This is a genomic window from Pseudomonas salmasensis (genome assembly GCF_014268375.2).
In the GTDB taxonomy this organism is placed as follows: Bacteria; Pseudomonadota; Gammaproteobacteria; order Pseudomonadales; family Pseudomonadaceae; genus Aquipseudomonas; species Aquipseudomonas salmasensis.
Window position 1 is genome coordinate 1,154,492 of the sequence record NZ_CP077083.1, and the last position, 19,378, is coordinate 1,173,869.

The following is a 19,378-nucleotide window of genomic DNA, read 5'->3' on the forward strand; positions in this document are numbered from 1 at the left end:
CTATTCCCAAGCCCTGGATTTATTTTGCGGGACGGGGAATAACCTTCAACGCCGGACGTCTCTCTAGTCCCAGCGTAGTGACCAGCCAGACGCCCATGCATGAACTCGACGAACAGTTACGTGAACTCATCCCCAGGTTGCGGCGTTTTGCCGTGTCCCTGACGCGCAACAGCAGCGGCGCCGATGACCTGGTGCAATCGACCCTGGAGCGCGCGATCGTCGCCTGGGCCGATAAACGTCTGGAGGGCGACCTGCGCGCCTGGCTGTTTTCGATCCTCTACCGGCAATTTCTCGACGCCCACCGCCGCAGCCGCCGCTATGCGCGCATGCTCGAATTCTTCACCGGCCGCGATGACGTGCAACCTTCGGTGGAACGCACGGTGCTGGCCCAATCCACCCTGCAAGCCTTCGATCAACTGAACACCGAACAGCGCGCCCTGTTGCTGTGGGTGTCTGTCGAAGGCTTGAGCTACAAGGAAGTGGCCGAGATCCTCAAGGTGCCCATCGGCACCGTAATGTCACGCCTGTCCCGCGCACGCCAAGCGTTGCGTCAACTCAGCGATGGCGAGATGACCGGCCCTTCCCTGCGGAGACTCAAATGATCAGCCTGCCCCCCAGCGAACGCGATTTACACGCCTATGTCGATCACCAATTGCTGGACAGTGATCGCCGCGTGCTTGAAACCTGGCTGGCCAGCCACCCCGAAGTGGCGGCCCAGGTACAGGCTTGGCAACAGGATGCGCAGTTGCTGCGTGCGTCGCTGAGCGGCGCCCTGCAACAGCCGCACAACCCGGCATTGGACCCGGCGCTGATTCGCCAGCGCATCAAAAAACAATCCCGTCGGCACCTGGCCACGGCGGCATTGCTGCTGATCGCCGTGAGCCTCGGCGGGGTTGGCGGTTGGCACGTCCGCGAAGCCACCCAGCCGCCGCTGCTGCCGATGACCGACGCCATGCAGGCCTACCGCCTGTTTGCCCAGGACGGCATCATGCCCGCCGACTACAACGCCCAGGACCGCGGCACCATGCAGGCCTGGCTCGACCGCTATTTCAACCAGGCCCATCGCCTGCCTGACCTGAGCCAAGCCGGTTTCAAGCCGGTCAGCGGGCGCCTGCTCACCACCGACCAAGGCGCGGCAGCCATGGTGCTGTACCAGGACGCCCAAGGCCGGCGCATCAGCTTCTACATCCGCCCGCCTGGCCCGAACAACGGTTTCCTGCCTCGCGGCAGGCGCAGTGCCGATGGCTTGCAGGCCGACTACTGGTCGGGCGGCGGCTACAACTATGCGATGGTCAGCCCGGTGGATCAGGCTGCCGCGCTGCAGACGCCCTTCTAGAAACCGACGTCCAGCACCACATTGTCCAGATAGGTGCCAGCCGGCGGCGTGGGCTGGTCGGTGTAGACCTTGGCGTTGTAGTTGTACACCTGGCTACCGATGCCCAGGCCATTGCCAGGATTGACCTCAGCCGTGGAGCTGGCCCGCCGCGCCGCGCCGACACTGCCCCAACGCGTGGTGCCGGCGCTTTTAAAAATGTCATAAGCCAGGTAATTGCCGCCGGAAACCATACGCCGCCGACCGCCGACACTCACCGGGTTCTGACCATCGCTCAAGCCCACGGTATAGGCGCTGCCCTTGGTGCAGGCGATGTTGATGGTCTGCCCGGTCACCGCAGTGAACCCACTGACCACCGGTGCGCTGCCAAAGCTGATATTCGGGGCAGTGATCTGGCAGTCGTTGGTCACGGTCATGTTGACGGTCAGGGACGCCGTGCCGCTGCCAATGTCACGTCCCAGGCAAATGCCGCCAAGGCCGATCCCCGAGCAATAATTCCACACCCAGGCGATGCTCAATGTCTCGGTGTACACCCCGGCGGCGACGTTGCTGCCGGTGATACTGCTCAGGTACAACGGCACGGTTTTCGCGCCAGGCCCAGTGACAAGGCCAATACTCTGGGCGATGCCGCCAGCGCCGCCGAAATCGAACTGCGCACCACGGGTAATAGGATAACTGGTGCTGTTGTTGCCATAAATCGTGTAGCCGATCACATCACCGGTCGGCCCGACCATGCCGCTTTGGGTCGAGGTGATCGTGGCGTAAAAGTGGTCGGTGGGTACCAGCAACGAAATCAATGCCGGGGTGCAACTCAAGCCCGAGTTTGTCGTAGAGCTGGTTTGCGCGGCGGTACGCACCGTCATCGAACTGATCGAGCCAAAACTGGCCGGCACGGTGGACACCACCGAACACGCCGCCATGGCCTGCCCGCAAAACAACACACCTACGCCATATAACCCTACGCTGCCCCTCACCTGAACACTCCCTGTTCAATCTCTCATTGGCACACTAACGGCCCGATCAAGGGCACATCCTGTTGCTGCTCATCCATATCGAAGGTTGCCTGGCAGGTGCGGCCCTCTCCCAAAGTGACCTGCAAGGTGTTGTGGGCGCTGAGGTTTTCCAGATACACCAGGCCATCCCAGCCGACCACCGCCTGAGTGTTGCTTTGCTCATGCACCACCAGGCTGCCCAGCGGCAATTCCTGGTGCTGGCGGTCCACCAGGGTGATGCTTGCGGCGAGCACACGGCGCAGCGGGAATTCCAGCAGGTAGCCACTGCCTCGGCGTACCGACACGCGCTGTTCCACATTGGGGCTCTGCACATTCGCCGGCAGGTTCAACGGGTCGATCTCATATTTACCGCGGTAGTAGGCACTGCTCCACGGCACCAGCAAATGGCCGTTGTGGTCAGTCTGGCCCACCAGTTGGTTTTCGTAGCGCACCGGAATCCCGGCGAAACCCTGGGTGCTCACCACCACAAACGCGTCATTGATACGGTTGGCGGCAAAGGTTTCGCCGCCCATCCATACCAGCGAGCCGCTGGCATCGGCCCAACGCGTCATGGCCTCGCTGCTGCCGTACACACCGGCCTGCAACTGCACCGACTGCAAGCGCCAGGTCAGGTCGGCCTGCCGATAGCTGGGGGCATCCCCCTGGGCATAGCCGAGGTTGTAGCCCACCCCGCCTTCGCTGGGCACCGCTCGGCTGTAGTTGATGCGCTGGCGACTGGCGCCGTCCTTGCTGCGCTCGGTGCTCAAGGCCAGGCTGCCGTTGAGGTCGAACGGGATGACCAGTTGCGCCTGCATGGCCCAGTTGCTGTCGCCGATTTCGCGGTTGGCCGACAGATAAAAGCTGGTGTTGCGCCACAGCGGTTTGCTCCAGCTCAGGTTGAGCAGGCGCGTGCGCGAGTCGTCCGCCGCCTGCACGTCGAAATAGCCCAGGCCCAGGCTGCCGAAACGCTGGAGGTTGAGGCTCAGGGTCACCTGCTCGCTGCGCTTGCTGAGGCTGGCGTAAGGGGTATCGACCAGGGTCAGGTCGGCGTAGTCGTCGCGACGTTCCACCCGTTGGTACATAAAGCTGTAGCGCGTGCTGTTGTACTGGTAACCGAGGCTCAGTTGCTGGCCGGTGCGGCTGTCGAACTGGCTCTGGCTGAGGGCGGTATTGAGCACACCGAAGTTGCCCAGGCGCAGGTTGCCGCCGAGCCCGCCGAGGGTCAGGTCGCTGGAGGCTTCGGCGTGGCTTTCCAGGGTGAGGTTATCGGAATAGCCATAGCGGAACGTGCCACTGGCCACGCCCGGCCCGTAGCCGAAATCCCGCAGGGTGTAGTCACGGCGCAAGGTACCGGCGGCCAGCGAAAAATCCGTCAAGCCTTGTTGCAGCAAGGTGCTGGTGACGTAGAACGGCACCGTGGTCGACACTTGGCGGCCCAGGGCATCGGTGGTGACCACCACGGCCTCGCCGGCACCGTTGATGAACGGGATGTTGGTCAGGGTGTAGGGGCCGGGTTGCAGTTGCGCGGTGTCGGATTTGTAGCCGTTGATAAACAGGTCCACCGACGACGGCACCGCCGCCTCACCGGCAAACTGCGGCAAGGGGTACGTGACCAGGTCGGGGCGCACGGCAAAATCGCGCGACAGTTGCACCCCGCCCAGGCGCACCGAGCTACTCCAGGGCAGCGCGCCGCTGATCACGTCGCCGGCCTCGTAGGTGAGCAGGCGCTCATCGTCGGAAAAACGCCAGGTGGTGTCGTAACGCCGATAACCCTTGTTGAGGGTGCCACCGCTGATTCCATCGGACAGGGTCTGGCGCAGTTGCCCGGTAGTGGACAAGGTGCCCCAGGTGTCGAACAGCCGCACTTCGTTCCAGGCCGCGAGGTAACTGCCGCCGTCGTCGGTGTCATTGAAATACACGTCATAGTTGAGCAAGGCGCCGAAGCTGCTCATGGCCTGGGTGCGCGGATAGGTGTTGCGGTTGCCGATGAACTGTTCCTGCAACCACGAGGGCGGCACATCCAGCAACAGGCGCTGGCCGTTGCTGTCGTAATCGCTGTGCAGGCCCGGCACTTGGTCCAGGGCTACGCTGCCGACGGGTTCACCCGGCAGTTTCATGCCCACGTCCTGCAACGCGCTGGCCGGCACAAACAGCTGGCCGGCGCGCTGCTCCACCGCAATGACGCGGCCGGTATCCATCTGGTTGACCACCAGTTCCAGAAACAGCTGTGCATCGGCAACTGCCTCCATGCTACCGGGCGGCGGCGGCAAGTCGCCTGCCATCGCTGCGCCCCACAGCCAGCTTGCTACCGCCACCGACGGCCATAAAACCCGAGCCCAACCACGACTCACCATGGCGTTGTGTCCTTCAATGGACATCTCCATCCTGTCAAAACCCGGGCGTGTGCCCGTCCAGCTGCTTAACAATCAGCGCGTGGGCGCCAGGCTCTCCAGTTGCGGCGCGCCGTTGACCCGTACCTGCAACGGCTGGTCGGACGATACGGCGTCCGGCACCGGCCAGCGCATGCTCGCGCCCGGCAGCACATAGCCGAGCAAGCCGTCCACCAACGGCCGGGTCTGCCCGCCCTGTTTGAATGACGCATCGGTAAGCCGCGCATGCACGGCGCCCTGGTTGCGCACCTCGATGTAGTTGCGCCCTGCCACGTTGACCTTCTGCCAGCTCAACTGCGGCTTGCCCGCGCCCTTGGGATCGCGTTGGCGGGTAGCGTCGTCCTTGCTCCACAAGCCGGCGCCGTAGGCAAACAACGGCACCGAATAACGCATCTGGAAGCGAATCGCCGCCGCGGTGTTCTTGCCCTCCGGCGGCGTGGGCACCTGCAACGCCGAGGGGATTTCATCAATGATGATGCGATAGGCCAGCTCCTGCCCCGGCGGTACTTCCCGGGTGCGGGTCAGGCGCACCAGTTGTTTCTGGCCCGGCTCGATTTTGGCCACCGGCGGGCTGCCGATCACATCGCGCTGGTTCTGGTACTGCTCGTCAAAGCCATTCTGGCTCCAGGCAAACACACGGATCTGCAGGTTGGCGGTCTCGGTGCCACGGTTCTCCAGCCACAGCGCGCTGGCCTGTTGGTCGGCCTCCAGCACTGGGTCGATGGGCCAGATCAGCACCGAACTGGCCGCCTGCACAAAACCGGCAGAGCACCACGCCCCCCAGGCGAAACCTATGGTCCATAACCGTCGCAAAGCACACCCCATAACACCCCTCCTTAAAACCGTTAGCCCTACCACGTCAGCTGCACCTGCAGCGTGTCGCTGTACGTCCCCCCAGGCTGATTGCCCGGTAAAACCACTCGCCCGTAAATCGGCAGGCTGATGTTGCTCGCATCGCTGTACGTCACGCTGACGCTCTGGCTGATGCCCAGGCTCTGGCTGAACGCCGCATCGCGAAACAATTGGTAAGCCACCCGCGCGCTGCCACTGTTGAGCTGCAAGTTGCGCCCGGTGCTGCTGTGCAGGCCGCCATCGACGCTCATGCTCAGGGCTACGCCCGGCGTGCATTGCAGGGTTACGCCGCCGGTGAGAGCCGCTGTGACCGTGCTGGTGGCCAGGGCCGAATAGCTGCCGTAGGCCAAGGTGCCGTAGTTGGAGCTACCGCCCACGATCAGGCAGCCCGGCGTGATGGTCGCGCTCACCTGGAAGCTCTGGTTGACCACCGCCGACAGCGGCAACGGCATCGCCAGGCCAATGGCGAGCAACACCCTGGGCCACATCGTTAGAACGTCAGTTCCACGGCCACCGTGTCGGTGTAGGTGCCCGCTGGCAGCCCCGCCTTGCCCACCGCCCTGCCGTAAAGGTTGACGGTCTGCGCCACGCCGGTACTGGTGGCGAGTGTCACCACGCCATCAATCGCCAGAAGCGCGGAACGCCCACTGTCAGTGTAGAAATCGTAGGGCACGAAGTTACCCACGCCATCGGCCAGCGCACGGGTGCCTCCTGGGGAAGCGCCATCGTGGGCGCCGGCACGCACCTTGATCGTTGGCGCGGTGCCAGCCGAACACAGAATCGACAACGCGCCGCCGGTACCGGTGCCGCCGAGCAACTGGGCGTCGGCATTGGTAAACAGGCTGTTGGTGGTACCGAAGTTCAAGCTACCGAAATTCAGCCCGGTGGCCGCGCCGGAGCCGTTGACCTGGCAACTGGCAATCAAGGTCAGGCTGGAACTGATCTGCCCGGTCACCGTGGTCGCCGCGTTCAGGCTGGACGCCAGCCCCAGGCCCAGGGCACAGAGGCCGATTCGCGATACAAGTACATGCATGATATCCATCCTCATGGTTTACCAATCCAGAGTCACCGTCAGGGTGTCTGTGTAGATGCCGGCCGGTAGGGCCCTGGTATTCGCCACCACGGAGCCGAATACCGGGATCGGTATCTGCGTGCCCTGGGTCACGACGAAATTGCGTTGCTGGCCGATGCGGTAGGCACTGCGCCCCTGGGGGTCGGCCGAGAGTCGATAGGGAATGGTCTGGCGGCCATTGCTCAGGCGCCGCGTGGTGCCGTCGCCGTTGGCGCCCCCGTCGATGGTCACCGTGAAACTGCTGACCACCGAGGGGTTGCAGGACACCGACAGCGGCGCCTTGTCGCCATCGGAAATCGCCGCGTCCAAGGTCTCGTTCCAGGTCGGCCCCTGGCTGCCAAAGTCCAACAGCGCGGTGCCGCCTTCGGGGGTGACCGGCGCGGTTTCCACGCCCTTGCTCACTTCGCAACTGGCGGTGATCACCAAGCGCGCGTGGACCTGACCGTTGACCACCGCCGCCTGCGCGTCATCCGCCAGCAACAGCAGGCCGCCCAGGGCCGTCACGGCCAGGTAGCGGCTTACCATGTGACCGTGACCTTGAGCAGGTCGGAATAACGGCCGACGGCGGGGATGTCCTTGAGCGGTTCGATGCGCCCATACAGCGGCAGGTCTACAGAGCCGGTGTCCGGCACGCGGCCACTGACGGGCACGTCCACCGGCAAGGGGATCAGCCGCGCGGCGTCGGCATAGATTCGATAGGGAATGGGCCGGCTGGAGGGTGCCGGATTGGCGAGATAACGCACTTCGCCGACGCCGCCATGCAGGCCGCCGTCAACGCGCACCTGGTAAGGCGTGTCGGGGTTACATTCCAGGCGCGGCTGGCGCTGGCTGATCAGGGCCGCACTCAGGGGGCCGGCCGGGTCATCCAGACGCGGGCCGCTGCCGAAATCCAATACGCCAAGTTGCTCGATGCCCGCACTGCGGGTGGTGCCCACCAACTGGCAACCCCGCTGCACGTCGATGCGCACCTCTACTTGGAGTTGCGCAGCAAAAGCCGTGTTGCAGAGCATCGTGCCCATGACTGCCAATACCGCCGGTCCCTTCACAGCCCCAATTCCTTATACAGGGGTGACAACTGTGTATGAGGTTAGCCAGTTAACCCGAAAGTGCCAGTTTGCAAGGCTTGGGGCCCTTCGCTATTGGTCAAATGGTTTCGAGCGTCTTACAGTGAGCGACCATCGTAATACAGAGTGTTTATTCTTGGCCGTGCTTGCCCTGCTCCAGCGCCTGCTGGGTAAAAAAACCGACGCCTCGGACGCCTCGCCTATCCCGGCATACTTTCAAAAAAAGGCCGAACAACAGGGCTATACCCTCAGTGATGGGCAAATCCGGGCGATTACCGCCCTGAATCGCGAGGCCCAGCACCTGCTCAACGGCCAGCCCACGCGCAGCCTGTACCTGCACGGCCCGGTGGGGCGCGGCAAAAGCTGGCTGCTGGACGGGTTTTTCCAGGCGCTGCCCCTCGCCCAGAAGCAGCGCGTGCATTTCCACACCTTCTTCGCCCGGCTGCACCAGGGCATGTTCTTGCACCGCGAGCATGACGATGCCCTGGGCGTCACGCTGGACGAGCTGCTGGCCGGCTGCCGAGTGCTGTGTTTCGACGAATTCCATGTGCACGATATCGGCGATGCGATGCTCATCAGCCGCTTGTTCAAGGCCCTGTTCCAGCGCGGCGTGCTGGTGCTGGTGACCTCCAACTACCCGCCCGAAGGCTTGCTGCCCAACCCGCTGTACCACGAACGCTTCAAACCGGTGATCGAGCTGATCGCCGCGCGCATGGAGGTGCTGGAAGTCAGTGCGCCCCAGGACTTTCGCAGCCTGGCCCAGGCCCACACGCAACAGCGCTTCACGGGCGGCCAGTACGTCTGGCCAGGTACGACTGGCCAGCGTGAAAGCCTGGGCCTGCCTGCCACAGATTGCCCGGCGCACACCCTGAAGGTCGGCACTCGGCAGTTAAAGTGCCGAGGCCATCAGGCGCGAACCATCGCCTTCACCTTCAACGACCTGTGCGAACAACTCACAGCGGTCATGGACTACCTGTTGTTGTGCCAGGACTTCGACCACTGGATCATCGACGGCCTGCCGCAGCTGGCCGAATGCCCCATCGCCGTGCAGCAGCGCTTTATCAACCTGGTAGACGTGCTCTACGACCAGGACAAGCAACTGACGCTGATCGGCCACCAGCCCCTGGATAAATGCCTGGAAGGCCAGGCCATTGACCTCGCCCGCACCGCCAGTCGCCTGCGCCAATTGCACACGCTGTGCCCGCAAACCGCGCCCGAGCCGCTATCATGAGCGCCTTTTACGCCCTCTTCCGAGCACCGCGCCCTGCATGAATACCCTCGCCCAACTCAAGGCTGGCCAATTGGCCGGCGCGACGCGCCTGGACCTGGCCTGCGGGCTGACCGAGTTCCCCCGGGAAATTTTCGATCTGGCCGACTCGCTGGAAATTCTCAACCTCACCGGCAACGCCCTGAGCAGCCTGCCCGACGACCTGCACCGCCTGACGCACCTGCGCGTGCTGTTCTGTTCGGACAACGCCTTTACCGAACTGCCGCAATGCCTGGGCCAATGCGCCCAACTGAGCATGATCGGCTTCAAGGCCAACCAGATCCGCCAGGTGCCCGCCGCCGCCCTGCCCCCGCTATTGCGCTGGCTGATCCTCACCGATAACTGCATCAGCCAGTTACCCGATGAGCTTGGCCAACGCCCGTTGCTGCAAAAGTTGATGCTGGCCGGTAACCAGTTGACCCACCTGCCGCCAAGCCTGGCCCAGTGCCAAAACCTGGAGTTGATCCGCATCGCCTCCAACCGCCTCACCCACCTGCCACAGTGGCTGCTGACCCTGCCGAGCCTGACCTGGCTGGCCTACGCCGGCAACCCGGTGGAAATGGCTGTGCAGGTAAGCAGTGATGAGGCGACGCCGAACATCGCCTGGCACGAACTGGCAATGGGTGAAGTCCTGGGCGAAGGTGCCTCGGGGATCATTCGCAAGGCGCTGTGGAAACCCCGGGCGTTGCCGGTTGCGGTCAAGCTGTACAAGGGCACCATCACCAGCGACGGTTCACCGCTGCATGAAATGCAAGCCTGCATCGCCGCCGGGCTGCATCCCAACCTGATCAAGGTTGAAGGACGCGTCATCGGCCACCCCGACAACCAGGCCGCCCTGGTGATGGACCTGATCGACCCGAGTTACCGCAACCTCGCGGCCCTGCCGAGCCTGGCGTCGTGCACGCGGGATATCTACGCACCTGCCACCCGTTTCAGCCCGGAGGTGGCACTGCGCATGGCGCAGGGCATTGCTTCGGTGGCGGCGCACCTGCATCGGCACGGCATTACCCATGGCGACCTGTATGGTCACAATATTTTGTGGAACGCAGCGGGTGATTGCTTGCTGGGAGACTTTGGCGCGGCGTCATTCCATACCACGGAGGACACGCTGCAAACCCGTGCGCTGCAGCGTATTGAAGTGCGCGCGTTCGGAGTGTTGCTGGGGGAATTGTTGGAGCGGGTTGAGGCCAGTGACGAACGCTTGCAGGCACTGCAACAACGCTGCTGCCAGCCGGATGTGCTGACGCGGCCGGGCTTTGAAGAGATCGAAGCCTTGCTGCACGCTATCTAACTGTAGGAGCGAGCTTGCTCGCGAAAAACGTCAACGATAACGCGTGCGTCCTGAATAAACGCAGCGCCGGTGAGTTTTTCGCGAGCAAGCTCGCTCCTACAAAGCAATTTGACCGCTTGTACTCAGATAGAAATCAGCCCGCCAGGCCGACAAACATATCCTGCACATCATCATGGTTGTCCAGGCCTTCCAGGAACGCCTCGACTTCAGCCATCTGCTCATCGGTCAAACCGCTGACCGGGTTCTTGGAGATATAACCCAGCTTGGCCGACAACACGGTAAAGCCCTGCTCCGGCAACGCCTTCTGCACGGCATCCAGGTCGGTGGTTTCGGTGATGAACAAGGTGGCGCCTTCTTCGCCCTCTTCAAAGTCCTGGGCGCCTGCTTCAATGGCGGCCATTTCCGGATCGGCGTCCGAGGTGTCCGGCGATGCTTCGATCAGGCCCACATGGTTGAAATCCCACGCCACCGAACCGGAAGCGCCCAGTTGGCCCTTGCGGAACGCCACGCGGATTTCCGCCACGGTGCGGTTGATGTTGTCGGTCACGCACTCGACGATCAGAGGTACCTGGTGCGGCGCGAAACCTTCGTAGGTCACGCGGTGGTATTGCACGGTTTCACCGAGCAGACCGGCGCCCTTCTTGATCGCGCGGTCCAGGGTTTCCTTGGGCATCGAGGCCTTTTTGGCCTGTTCCACCACCAGGCGCAGATGCGCGTTGGTCGCGGTGTCGGCGCCGTTGCGGGCGGCAATGGTGATTTCTTTCACCAGCTTGCCGAAAATCTTGCCCTTGGCATTGGCTGCCGCTTCTTTATGTTTGACTTTCCACTGTGCGCCCATGACTCACTCTCTTATTTCCATCGCGCCCAAACGTCTACTGGCCGGCGCTTTGGGGGCAGAGTTTATAGCGCGAGAACGCTTCGTTCCACCAAAAAACCGGCCAGGGTACTCAGGTGCGCAAGGGTTTGACCGCAACGTGTGTAAGCGCCTTCACGCCAACTCGAAAAACGCCTGAATCAAGCGCAGCGAGCGACGGCGCTCCATGCAGCCGAGCATGTGCCGGTTCAGCAGGCCATCGCCGAGGATCGGCACCGCTTGCACACGCGGGTCCGGGCTGACCTCCATCGACGACACCACACCCACGCCCAACTCTGCCGCCACCGCTTCGGTCACGGCTTCACGGCTGTCCAGTTCCAGCAGCACTTTGGGTTGCACATTTGCCGCAAGGCAGGCGTCATCAAAGGTGCGTCGGGTGATGGAACTGGGCTCGCGCAGCACCATGATCACCTCATGCAGCTGCGCCAGTTCAATTCCCTCGGGCTGCCTGGCCCACGGGTGCGCGGCCGGCACCAAGGCGCAAATCCGTGACTGGTCCAGGGGTTGCACGTGCAGGCCATTGCGCGGCTCCACCTCGGTGAGCACCGCCACATCGGCATGTTCGGACAGCAGCGCCGCCAGGGTTTCCTGGGCATTGCCCAAACGCAGGTTCACGGTAATGCCGGGGTAGCGTGCGCGCAGGCTGGCGATCATCGGCATGACCAAGTGGGGCCCATCCGCCGCCACTTCCAGGCGCCCGGTGAGCAACTGGCGGTTGGCCTCCAGCATGGTTTGCGCCTCGTCGACCAAACCGAAGATCGCCCGGGTGATGGCCGCCAGGCGCGCGCCTTCCTCGGTCAACTCCACCCGGCGTGCGGTGCGGCGTAACAACGGGATCTGGTAGTGCTCTTCAAGGGCCTTGATATGCCCGGTCACCGCCGGTTGGCTGATAAACAGCCGAGCCGCCGCACGGGTAAAACTGCCCTCGCGGGCCACGGCATCGAATGCACGCAGTTGAAACAGGTTCATAGCTATCGGCCTCACTGATAGCTCGCATAACAACAAACAATTTTATTGATGACAAGCCAAACTGCAATTTAGACGCCGTAGCTTGACCCCGACACCTTGCGAGGATTTGACATGACCCCTGCCGCGCCGATCCTGTTGACCCCCGGCCCCCTGACCACATCGAACCGCACCCGTCAGGCGATGATGGTGGACTGGGGTTCATGGGACGACCGCTTCAACCAGCTCACCGCCAGCGTGTGCACGCAGTTGCTGGCGATCCTCAACGGTGCCGACAGCCACCACTGCGTGCCGTTGCAAGGCAGCGGCACCTTCGCCGTCGAAGCTGCGATCGGCACCTTGGTCCCCCGCAATGGCAAGGTGCTGGTGTTGATCAACGGCGCTTACGGCAAGCGCCTGGCGAAAATCTGCGAGGTGCTTGGCCGCGAATTCAGCACCTTTGAAACCGCCGAAGACGAGCCCACCACTGCCGCCGATGTGGATCGCCTGTTACACGCCGACAGCGCCATCACCCACGTCGCGCTGATTCATTGCGAAACCAGCACCGGCATTCTCAACCCGTTGCCGCAAATCGCCGAAGTCGTCAAAAGCCACGGCAAGCGCCTGATCGTCGACGCCATGAGTTCCTTCGGTGCACTGCCGATTGATGCCCGCGAAATCCCCTTCGACGCACTGATTGCCGCCTCGGGCAAATGCCTGGAAGGCGTGCCGGGGATGGGCTTTGTCTTTGCCGAAAAAGCGGCGCTGGCTGCGTCCCAGGGCAACTGCCATTCCCTGGCGATGGACCTGTTCGACCAGCACAGCTACATGGTCAAGACTGGCCAGTGGCGCTTCACCCCGCCCACCCACGTGGTCGCCGCCCTGCATGAGGCGCTGTTGCAATATGCCGAGGAAGGCGGCCTGCCCGCCCGTCACCGGCGCTATGCGAACAACTGCCAGGCATTGCTGGACGGCATGGCCGAACTGGGCCTGCGCAGCTTTCTACCGGCGGCGATCCAGGCGCCGATCATCGCCACCTTCCACGCCCCCGACGACCCGCGCTACCAGTTCAAAGCGTTCTACGAACGGGTCAAGGCCAAGGGTTTCATTCTGTACCCGGGCAAATTGACCCAGGTGGAAACCTTTCGCGTGGGCTGCATCGGCCATGTCGACGCGACCGGTATGCGCGCAGCGGTCAAGGCCATCGCCGAGGTGCTGCACGAAATGTGTAGGAGCGAGCTTGCTCGCGAAGAGTGTTAACGATAACGCGGGCGTCCTGAGTTAACGCGGTGCCTGGATGTTTTTCGCGAGCAAGCTCGCTCCTACATAGATGAATGTTATTACCCCACAGGATCTGAACGATGAACTATCAAAACCCCAATACCCTCCAGGCCGTTATCCTCGACTGGGCCGGCACCGTGGTCGATTTCGGCTCCTTCGCCCCCACGCAGATTTTTGTCGAGGCCTTCGCCGAGTTCGACGTGCAGGTGTCTATCGAGGAGGCCCGTGGCCCGATGGGTATGGGCAAGTGGGACCATATCCGCACCCTCTGCAACCAGCCACAGGTTGCCGAACGCTACCGCCAGGCGTTCGGCCGCACGCCCACCGACGACGACGTGACCGCCATCTACCAACGCTTCATGCCGCTGCAGATCGAGAAGATCGCCGAACACTCGGCCCTGATCCCCGGTGCCCTCGACACCCTCGCCGCCCTGCGCGACCAAGGCATCAAGATCGGCTCCTGCTCCGGCTACCCCAAGCAGGTGATGGACAAGGTCGTGGCCCTGGCCGCCACCAACGGCTACGTCGCCGACCACGTCGTGGCCACTGACGAAGTGCCCAACGGCCGACCATGGCCGGCCCAGGCCCTGGCCAACGTGATTGCGTTGGGCATTGATGATGTGGCGGCCTGCGTGAAGGTCGATGACACCGTGCCGGGCATTCTCGAAGGCCGACGTGCGGGCATGTGGACCGTGGCTCTGACCTGCTCGGGCAACGCGCTGGGCCTGACCTACGAGCAGTTCCGCGCCCTGGACAGCGCCACCCTGGCCAGCGAGCGCCAGCGCATCGAAGCGATGTTCGAAGGGTCGCGCCCGCATTATCTGGTCGACACCATTACCGACCTGCCACGGGTCATCAGCGACATCAACCAGCGCCTGGCCCGCGGGGAAATGCCGCAGGCCTACTGACCGAGGTCAACACAACGGCATTGGCAACAAGCGCAGCGCTCGAAACAGGCATAAAGTTAATGCACTCCATCGCTAAAGAATGGAGGTATGCCCTGATGAGTGAGGAACACAGCAATGCCGTGGAAAAATTCCGATACGCGCTACAGCACCATGTCGATTGCGTTGCACTGGTTGATGCTGGTGCTGCTGGCGGTGGTCTACGCCTGCATTGAACTGCGCGGCCAATTCCCCAAAGGCAGCGGTGCGCGCACGCTGATTGTGGAAATGCACTTTATGCTCGGCCTTACCGTGTTTGTGCTGGTGTGGCTGCGCCTGTTCGCACGCAGCCTGGGAGTGGCGCCGAAGATCGTGCCGGCACCGCCGCAATGGCAAAGCCTGCTGGCGACGCTGATGCACTGGGCGCTGTATGCGTTGATGATCGGGTTGCCGATTGCCGGTTGGTTGATCGTCAGTGCCGAAGGACATTCGGTGATGTTCTATGGGATGGAACTGCCGCCATTGATCGCTGAGAACAAGGCACTGGCCAAGGAGATTGAAGGCTGGCATGTGCTGTTTGGCCAGATCGGTTACTGGCTGATCGGCCTGCATGCGGTGGCGGGGATCTTTCATCATTACGTGATGCGCGATAACACGGCGCTGCGCATGATGCCGGGTAGGCAAAAACGCATCATCTGATAACCGCTACCCTGTAGGAGCGAGCTTGCTCGCGAAGAACTCCCAGGCAACGCGATCATCCAGAATGCACGTGTTATCGTTCAGGTTCTTCGCGAGCAAGCTCGCTCCTACAGGAAGCCTCGGCGGCCTTGCAGGCCGCCGGTGTGGATGAAGATCAGGCGCGTGCCGGGGGCGAAGCGTCCGGCCTCGATCTGCTGTTTCAACGCCAGCAGCGCCTTGCCGGTGTAAAGCGGTTCCAGCGGTAGACCGCACGCTTGTTCGGTGCGCTGGATGAAGTCGAGCAACAGCGGATCGACCTTGGCAAAGCCACCGCGACTGGCGTCCAGCAATGTATAACCGTTGTGCACGATCGCACTCACGTTCTGCGCCACACCGTGATCATCCGGTACCGCCATTGCGCCATACACCGGATGCGCGCCCGCCTCCGCCAGCACCAACCCCGACACCGTCGTGCCGGTACCCGCCGCCAACCACCAGGCGTCGTAATCGCTCCAACCGAGGCTGCCCAACTGCGCCCGCGCCTGCTCGACCAACACGCCACAGCCCTGCGCCCCGGCCAGCCCACCGCCGCCTTCGGGTACCGGATGAAAGCCGGGATACTGCTCGCGCCAGGGTAACCAGAAGCCCGGTTCATGCCGCGCCCGATAACCGCCATAACCCAGCCAATGCAGCTGCATGCCGAAGGCTTTGAGGTCGAGAACCGTGGGGGTGTCTTGAGGATGGCCGCGCAACAGGCCGACGGTGGGGAAGCCAAAACGCTTGCCCGCCGCCGCCAGTGCATGCAGATGGTTGGAGTAAGCGCCGCCGAGACTGATCACCCCCGTGGCCCCGGCATGTCGGGCCTGGGCCAGGTGCTCGGTGAGCTTGAACCACTTGTTGCCGCTGATCAGCGGGTCGATACGGTCCAGGCGCAGCACGGCCAACTCGACCCCGTTCAGCCAGTCCAGCTGCAAGGGTTCAAGGGGTGCGTGAGGAAGCCAGTCGAAAGGGCCCATCGGCAGGTATCTGAATGAAAACGGGGCGGTAGTCTACCACCGCCCCGCTTGGCGCCTTACAGCTCGGCAGCCAGGCGCGAGCCCTGGTTGATGGCGCGCTTGGCGTCCAGTTCGGCCGCCACATCGGCGCCACCGATCAGGTGCACGTTCTGGCCGGCGGCGACCAGGCCGTCGTGCAATTCGCGCAGCGGGTCCTGGCCGGCGCAGATAACGATATTGTCTACTGCCAGTACCTGCGGCTCGCCCTCGGCGCCGATGCGGATATGCAAGCCTTCATCGTCGATCTTCAGGTACTCGACGCTGTTGAGCATCTGCACCTGCTTGTTCTTCAAGCCGGTGCGGTGGATCCAGCCCGTGGTCTTGCCCAGGCCGTCGCCCACCTTGGAAGCCTTGCGTTGCAGCAGGAACACTTCACGGGCCGGCGCATGGCGCTCGGGTTTGATCCCGGCCACACCGCCACGGGCTTGCAGTTGAGTGTCGATGCCCCACTCTTTCCAGAACGCCTCGCGATCCAGGCTGGTGGAGACGCCTGGGTGCACGAGGAATTCAGACACGTCAAAGCCGATACCGCCGGCGCCGATCACCGCCACGCGCTTGCCCACCGGCTTGCGTTCGAGGATCACGTCCAGGTAACTCAGGACCTTGGCGTTGTCGACACCGGGAATCGCCGGGGTACGCGGTGCGATGCCGGTGGCCAGGATCACCTCGTCATAACCACCCGCTACCAGTTGCGCAACGTCCACACGGGTGTTGAGGCACAGCTCGACGTGGGTGGTCTGCAATTTGCGCTTGAAATAACGCAGGGTTTCAAAGAACTCTTCCTTGCCCGGCACGCGCTTGGCGATATTGAACTGGCCGCCGATCTCGCTGGCGGAGTCGAACAAGGTCACCTGATGCCCGCGCTCGGCAGCCACGGTAGCAGCGGCCAGACCCGCAGGGCCGGCGCCGACCACCGCAACCTTTTTGATCTGCTTGACCGGCAGGTAATTGAGTTCGGTTTCGTAGCACGCTCGCGGGTTGACCAGGCAGGTGGTGAGCTTGCCGCCAAAGGTATGGTCCAGGCACGCCTGGTTACAGCCGATGCAGGTATTGATCTCATCGGCGCGCCCGGCGGCGGCCTTGTTGACGAACTCAGGGTCGGCGAGAAACGGCCGCGCCATCGAGACCATATCGGCGTCGCCTTCGGCCAGGATCTGCTCAGCAATTTCCGGAGTGTTGATGCGGTTGGTGGTGATCAGCGGAATCTGTACCGAACCGCGCAATTTGGCCGTGACTTTACTGAACGCACCGCGGGGCACTTTGGTGGCGATGGTCGGGATACGGGCTTCGTGCCAGCCGATACCGGTGTTGATGATCGTCGCGCCGGCCTGTTCGATGGCCTTGGCCAGTTGCACGATTTCTTCCCAGACGCTGCCGCCTTCCACCAGGTCGAGCATCGACAGGCGGAAGATGATAATGAAGTTCGGGCCTACGGCTTCGCGTACACGGCGCACGATTTCCACCGCCAGGCGCATGCGATTTTCAAAGCTGCCGCCCCAACGGTCGGTGCGATGGTTGGTATGGGCAGCGAGGAACTGGTTAATGAAGTAGCCTTCGGAACCCATGATTTCGACGCCGTCGTAGTCGGCGACCTGGGCCAGCAGCGAGCAGGTGACAAAATCCTGGATCTGCTTTTCGATGCCCTCTTCATCCAGTTCCTTGGGCTTGAACGGGTTGATCGGCGCCTGGATCGCGCTCGGTGCCACCTGCTTGGGGCTGTAGGCGTAACGCCCGGCATGGAGGATCTGCATGCAGATCTTGCCACCCGCGTCGTGCACGGCCTGGGTAACGATCTTGTGCTTGCGCGCCTCGTCTTCGGTGGTCAGCTTGGCCGCACCGGCGTACACGCCGCCTTCATCATTGGGGCCAATGCCGCCGGTGACCATCAGGCCCACGCCGCCACGGGCGCGCTCGGCAAAGTAAGCGGCCATACGCTCGAAACCGCCGGGCTTTTCTTCAAGGCCTGTGTGCATCGAGCCCATCAGGGTACGGTTGCGCAAGGTGGTAAAACCCAGGTCCAACGGGGCCAGCAGGTGCGGGTAGGCAGCAGCGGTCATGGTACAGCTCCACAACGGATCATCACGGGACGTGGCGCACTCGAACGGCGTGCCATCGGTTTATGTCCCACAGACTAAGAGGCGGTGGACCACGGCTCAATGACTGAAACTGACAAGTTATTGATCCAAATGCACAGCGCCCCTTGGCAAGCCGCGCCATGGGCCCTACCCTAGTCGCGAACCCTGCACCCGGTCTGTTGTCTGTTGCCCCATGCGTAAACTTCTAGCGTTCACCGTCATCATGGCCCTGGTTGCCTCCCTCGCTGCGTATCTGGTCTGGACCCAGGAGCGCCCCGTGGCGCATTACCTGTCCGACCTGCGCATCACCCTCGCCGTTAATGAGGGCGAACCGGCCGACCGGGGCAACCTGCTGGGCATCAAGCCGGAGCTGTTCCCTGCCGATTACCAGAGCCTGGAACGCCTGCACCTGAAGCTGTCGGCCTACCTGCAAAACGCTCGGGACCTTGGGCTGATCAACGCCAAGACCGTGGTGGTGCTGCCGGAGCATATCGGCACCTGGCTGATGCTCGGCGGCGAAAAGAATGAGCTGTACCAGGCCGCGCACCTCAAGGACGCCATGAACTGGCTGTCGATCAGCAACCCGCTGCAATTTGCCAAAGCCTGGATCAGCGCCACCGGCGACAACCGCATGGATGATGCCTACCTGCGCATGAAAGCCCCGGCCATGGCCCGCGACTATCAAGTGTTGTTTGGCGGCCTCGCCAAAGAATTTGGCGTGACCCTGGTGGCCGGCTCCATCGCCCTGCCCAACCCGAGCGTGATCCAGGGGCAACTGGAGATCGGCCACGGCGCGCTGTACAACGCCAGCGTGGTGTTTGCTGCCGACGGTTTGCCGCTGGGCCAGCCGCAGCGCCAGCTTTACCCGATCTACGATGAGCGGGGCTTTATCGAGCCTGGCGATGAGCATGTCGTCAATGTTGTCGATACTCCCGCCGGGCGCCTGGGCATCCTGGTGGGCAGTGACAGCTGGTACCCGGACAACTACCGCAAGCTCAACGAGCAAGGCGCGCAATTGATCGCGGTGCCGGCCTTTGTCACCGGCCGCGACACCTGGGAGCGTCCGTGGCGTGGCTTCAAGAGCGTATCCACGCCCTCTGAAGTGAGCCTCAAGCCTGAAGAAACCAGCGAGGGCGCAGCCTGGCGTCGTCTCACCCTGATCAGCCAGCCACCCGTCAGCCAAGCCACCGCCGGCATGAGTGTCTTTCTGCGCGGGCAGTTCTGGGACCTGGGCAGCGCCGGCCAGAGTTTTCTCAGCCGCAATGGGCAAGTCTTCGCCGATGGCGACGCCCGTGGTGCGCGCCTGCTGAATATCTGGCTGTAGC

General features: G+C 63.0%; 19 protein-coding genes. 8 read left to right on the plus strand and 11 right to left on the minus strand.

The annotated features are described in order from the left end of the window. The first annotated feature begins 95 nt into the window (after nt 1-95). Both HU731_RS04775 and HU731_RS04780 read left to right on the plus strand, forming a co-directional pair. Nucleotides 96-602: a sigma-70 family RNA polymerase sigma factor gene (locus tag HU731_RS04775; protein WP_186608662.1), complete on the plus strand. Its 507-nt coding sequence runs from the start codon at nt 96-98 to the stop codon at nt 600-602. After that, the gene (locus HU731_RS04780) at nt 599-1,336 is read left to right on the plus strand and encodes an anti-sigma factor family protein (protein ID WP_186608661.1); all 738 of its coding nucleotides are present in this window, start codon (nt 599-601) and stop codon (nt 1,334-1,336) included. Before HU731_RS04775 ends, HU731_RS04780 begins: the two co-directional genes overlap by 4 nt. Here the strand turns inward: HU731_RS04780 and HU731_RS04785 are convergent. The 7 genes from HU731_RS04785 to HU731_RS04815 form a co-directional block, all read right to left on the minus strand. Further along, complete coding sequence (locus HU731_RS04785) at nt 1,333-2,253, minus strand: Csu type fimbrial protein (RefSeq protein WP_186608677.1); 921 nt, start codon at nt 2,251-2,253, stop codon at nt 1,333-1,335. The two genes, HU731_RS04780 and HU731_RS04785, sit on opposite strands and share 4 nt — an antisense overlap. 77 nt (nt 2,254-2,330) lie before the next feature. Continuing rightward, nucleotides 2,331-4,679, minus strand: coding sequence for a fimbria/pilus outer membrane usher protein (locus HU731_RS04790; protein WP_186608676.1), 2,349 nt, complete (start codon nt 4,677-4,679; stop codon nt 2,331-2,333). 72 nt (nt 4,680-4,751) lie between these two features. After that, a complete protein-coding gene (locus HU731_RS04795) occupies nt 4,752-5,540 on the minus strand; it encodes a fimbrial biogenesis chaperone (protein WP_186608660.1) in 789 nt (262 codons plus the stop codon). A 26-nt stretch (nt 5,541-5,566) separates the two neighbouring features. Then, a complete protein-coding gene (locus tag HU731_RS04800; protein ID WP_186608659.1) occupies nt 5,567-6,055 on the minus strand; it encodes a Csu type fimbrial protein in 489 nt (162 codons plus the stop codon). A gap of 2 nt (nt 6,056-6,057) precedes the next feature. Next, nucleotides 6,058-6,600, minus strand: coding sequence for a Csu type fimbrial protein (locus HU731_RS04805; RefSeq protein WP_003192220.1), 543 nt, complete (start codon nt 6,598-6,600; stop codon nt 6,058-6,060). An 18-nt stretch (nt 6,601-6,618) separates the two neighbouring features. Beyond that, entirely contained in the window at nt 6,619-7,164 is a 546-nt protein-coding gene (locus HU731_RS04810; RefSeq protein ID WP_186608658.1) for a spore coat protein U domain-containing protein, read from the minus strand. After that, nucleotides 7,158-7,658 carry a Csu type fimbrial protein gene (locus HU731_RS04815; protein WP_423814705.1) on the minus strand — a complete coding sequence of 167 codons (501 nt, stop codon included), beginning with the start codon at nt 7,656-7,658 and terminating at the stop codon, nt 7,158-7,160. The genes HU731_RS04810 and HU731_RS04815 overlap by 7 nt, the downstream gene beginning before the upstream one ends. A gap of 181 nt (nt 7,659-7,839) precedes the next feature. Here HU731_RS04815 and zapE point away from each other — a divergent pair, with 181 nt between their 5' ends. Both zapE and HU731_RS04825 read left to right on the plus strand, forming a co-directional pair. Continuing rightward, nucleotides 7,840-8,934 (plus strand): cell division protein ZapE, encoded by a 1,095-nt coding sequence (zapE, locus tag HU731_RS04820; protein WP_186608657.1) that lies wholly within the window; start codon nt 7,840-7,842, stop codon nt 8,932-8,934. Nucleotides 8,935-8,971: 37 nt separating this feature from the next. Continuing rightward, nucleotides 8,972-10,261: a protein kinase gene (locus tag HU731_RS04825; RefSeq protein ID WP_186608656.1), complete on the plus strand. Its 1,290-nt coding sequence runs from the start codon at nt 8,972-8,974 to the stop codon at nt 10,259-10,261. Between the two features lie 133 nt (nt 10,262-10,394). Here HU731_RS04825 and HU731_RS04830 read toward each other — a convergent pair whose 3' ends face one another. Both HU731_RS04830 and HU731_RS04835 read right to left on the minus strand, forming a co-directional pair. Next, nucleotides 10,395-11,099, minus strand: a complete 705-nt coding sequence (locus HU731_RS04830) for a YebC/PmpR family DNA-binding transcriptional regulator (protein ID WP_186608655.1) — start codon at nt 11,097-11,099, stop codon at nt 10,395-10,397. A gap of 150 nt (nt 11,100-11,249) precedes the next feature. After that, nucleotides 11,250-12,104, minus strand: coding sequence for a LysR substrate-binding domain-containing protein (locus HU731_RS04835; protein WP_186608654.1), 855 nt, complete (start codon nt 12,102-12,104; stop codon nt 11,250-11,252). A 111-nt stretch (nt 12,105-12,215) separates the two neighbouring features. On the opposite strand from HU731_RS04835, the gene HU731_RS04840 reads away from it, so the two are divergent. The 3 genes from HU731_RS04840 to HU731_RS04850 all read left to right on the plus strand — a co-directional run bounded on the left by HU731_RS04840 (nt 12,216) and on the right by HU731_RS04850 (nt 14,944). Next, a complete protein-coding gene (locus tag HU731_RS04840) occupies nt 12,216-13,340 on the plus strand; it encodes a 2-aminoethylphosphonate--pyruvate transaminase (protein ID WP_186608653.1) in 1,125 nt (374 codons plus the stop codon). Between the two features lie 101 nt (nt 13,341-13,441). Next, on the plus strand, nt 13,442-14,269 hold the full coding sequence (phnX, locus tag HU731_RS04845; RefSeq protein WP_186608652.1) for a phosphonoacetaldehyde hydrolase: 828 nt from the start codon (nt 13,442-13,444) through the stop codon (nt 14,267-14,269). Nucleotides 14,270-14,383: 114 nt separating this feature from the next. Continuing rightward, a complete protein-coding gene (locus tag HU731_RS04850; protein WP_186608651.1) occupies nt 14,384-14,944 on the plus strand; it encodes a cytochrome b in 561 nt (186 codons plus the stop codon). A 107-nt stretch (nt 14,945-15,051) separates the two neighbouring features. Here HU731_RS04850 and HU731_RS04855 read toward each other — a convergent pair whose 3' ends face one another. Together HU731_RS04855 and HU731_RS04860 are read right to left on the minus strand one after the other, a co-directional pair. Next, entirely contained in the window at nt 15,052-15,939 is an 888-nt protein-coding gene (locus tag HU731_RS04855) for a 1-aminocyclopropane-1-carboxylate deaminase/D-cysteine desulfhydrase (protein WP_186608650.1), read from the minus strand. Between the two features lie 56 nt (nt 15,940-15,995). Continuing rightward, on the minus strand, nt 15,996-18,035 hold the full coding sequence (locus tag HU731_RS04860) for an NADPH-dependent 2,4-dienoyl-CoA reductase (RefSeq protein WP_186608649.1): 2,040 nt from the start codon (nt 18,033-18,035) through the stop codon (nt 15,996-15,998). Nucleotides 18,036-18,246: 211 nt separating this feature from the next. Between HU731_RS04860 and HU731_RS04865 the strand changes: the two genes are divergently transcribed. Continuing rightward, nucleotides 18,247-19,377, plus strand: coding sequence for a carbon-nitrogen hydrolase family protein (locus HU731_RS04865; RefSeq protein WP_186608648.1), 1,131 nt, complete (start codon nt 18,247-18,249; stop codon nt 19,375-19,377). Nucleotide 19,378 lies beyond the last annotated feature (1 nt).

What these genes read in the sequence shown, in the direction of transcription:
- HU731_RS04775 (WP_186608662.1), top strand. Translation starts at nt 96, where the DNA reads ATGCATGAACTCGACGAACAGTTACGTGAACTCATCCCCAGGTTGCGG.
- HU731_RS04780 (WP_186608661.1), top strand. Translation starts at nt 599, where the DNA reads ATGATCAGCCTGCCCCCCAGCGAACGCGATTTACACGCCTATGTCGAT.
- HU731_RS04785 (WP_186608677.1), bottom strand. Translation starts at nt 2,253, where the DNA reads ATGGCGGCGTGTTCGGTGGTGTCCACCGTGCCGGCCAGTTTTGGCTCG.
- HU731_RS04790 (WP_186608676.1), bottom strand. Translation starts at nt 4,679, where the DNA reads ATGGTGAGTCGTGGTTGGGCTCGGGTTTTATGGCCGTCGGTGGCGGTA.
- HU731_RS04795 (WP_186608660.1), bottom strand. Translation starts at nt 5,540, where the DNA reads ATGGGGTGTGCTTTGCGACGGTTATGGACCATAGGTTTCGCCTGGGGG.
- HU731_RS04800 (WP_186608659.1), bottom strand. Translation starts at nt 6,055, where the DNA reads ATGTGGCCCAGGGTGTTGCTCGCCATTGGCCTGGCGATGCCGTTGCCG.
- HU731_RS04805 (WP_003192220.1), bottom strand. Translation starts at nt 6,600, where the DNA reads ATGCATGTACTTGTATCGCGAATCGGCCTCTGTGCCCTGGGCCTGGGG.
- HU731_RS04810 (WP_186608658.1), bottom strand. Translation starts at nt 7,164, where the DNA reads ATGGTAAGCCGCTACCTGGCCGTGACGGCCCTGGGCGGCCTGCTGTTG.
- HU731_RS04815 (WP_423814705.1), bottom strand. Translation starts at nt 7,658, where the DNA reads ATGGGCACGATGCTCTGCAACACGGCTTTTGCTGCGCAACTCCAAGTA.
- HU731_RS04825 (WP_186608656.1), top strand. Translation starts at nt 8,972, where the DNA reads ATGAATACCCTCGCCCAACTCAAGGCTGGCCAATTGGCCGGCGCGACG.
- HU731_RS04830 (WP_186608655.1), bottom strand. Translation starts at nt 11,099, where the DNA reads ATGGGCGCACAGTGGAAAGTCAAACATAAAGAAGCGGCAGCCAATGCC.
- HU731_RS04835 (WP_186608654.1), bottom strand. Translation starts at nt 12,104, where the DNA reads ATGAACCTGTTTCAACTGCGTGCATTCGATGCCGTGGCCCGCGAGGGC.
- HU731_RS04840 (WP_186608653.1), top strand. Translation starts at nt 12,216, where the DNA reads ATGACCCCTGCCGCGCCGATCCTGTTGACCCCCGGCCCCCTGACCACA.
- phnX (WP_186608652.1), top strand. Translation starts at nt 13,442, where the DNA reads ATGAACTATCAAAACCCCAATACCCTCCAGGCCGTTATCCTCGACTGG.
- HU731_RS04850 (WP_186608651.1), top strand. Translation starts at nt 14,384, where the DNA reads ATGCCGTGGAAAAATTCCGATACGCGCTACAGCACCATGTCGATTGCG.
- HU731_RS04855 (WP_186608650.1), bottom strand. Translation starts at nt 15,939, where the DNA reads ATGGGCCCTTTCGACTGGCTTCCTCACGCACCCCTTGAACCCTTGCAG.
- HU731_RS04860 (WP_186608649.1), bottom strand. Translation starts at nt 18,035, where the DNA reads ATGACCGCTGCTGCCTACCCGCACCTGCTGGCCCCGTTGGACCTGGGT.
- HU731_RS04865 (WP_186608648.1), top strand. Translation starts at nt 18,247, where the DNA reads ATGCGTAAACTTCTAGCGTTCACCGTCATCATGGCCCTGGTTGCCTCC.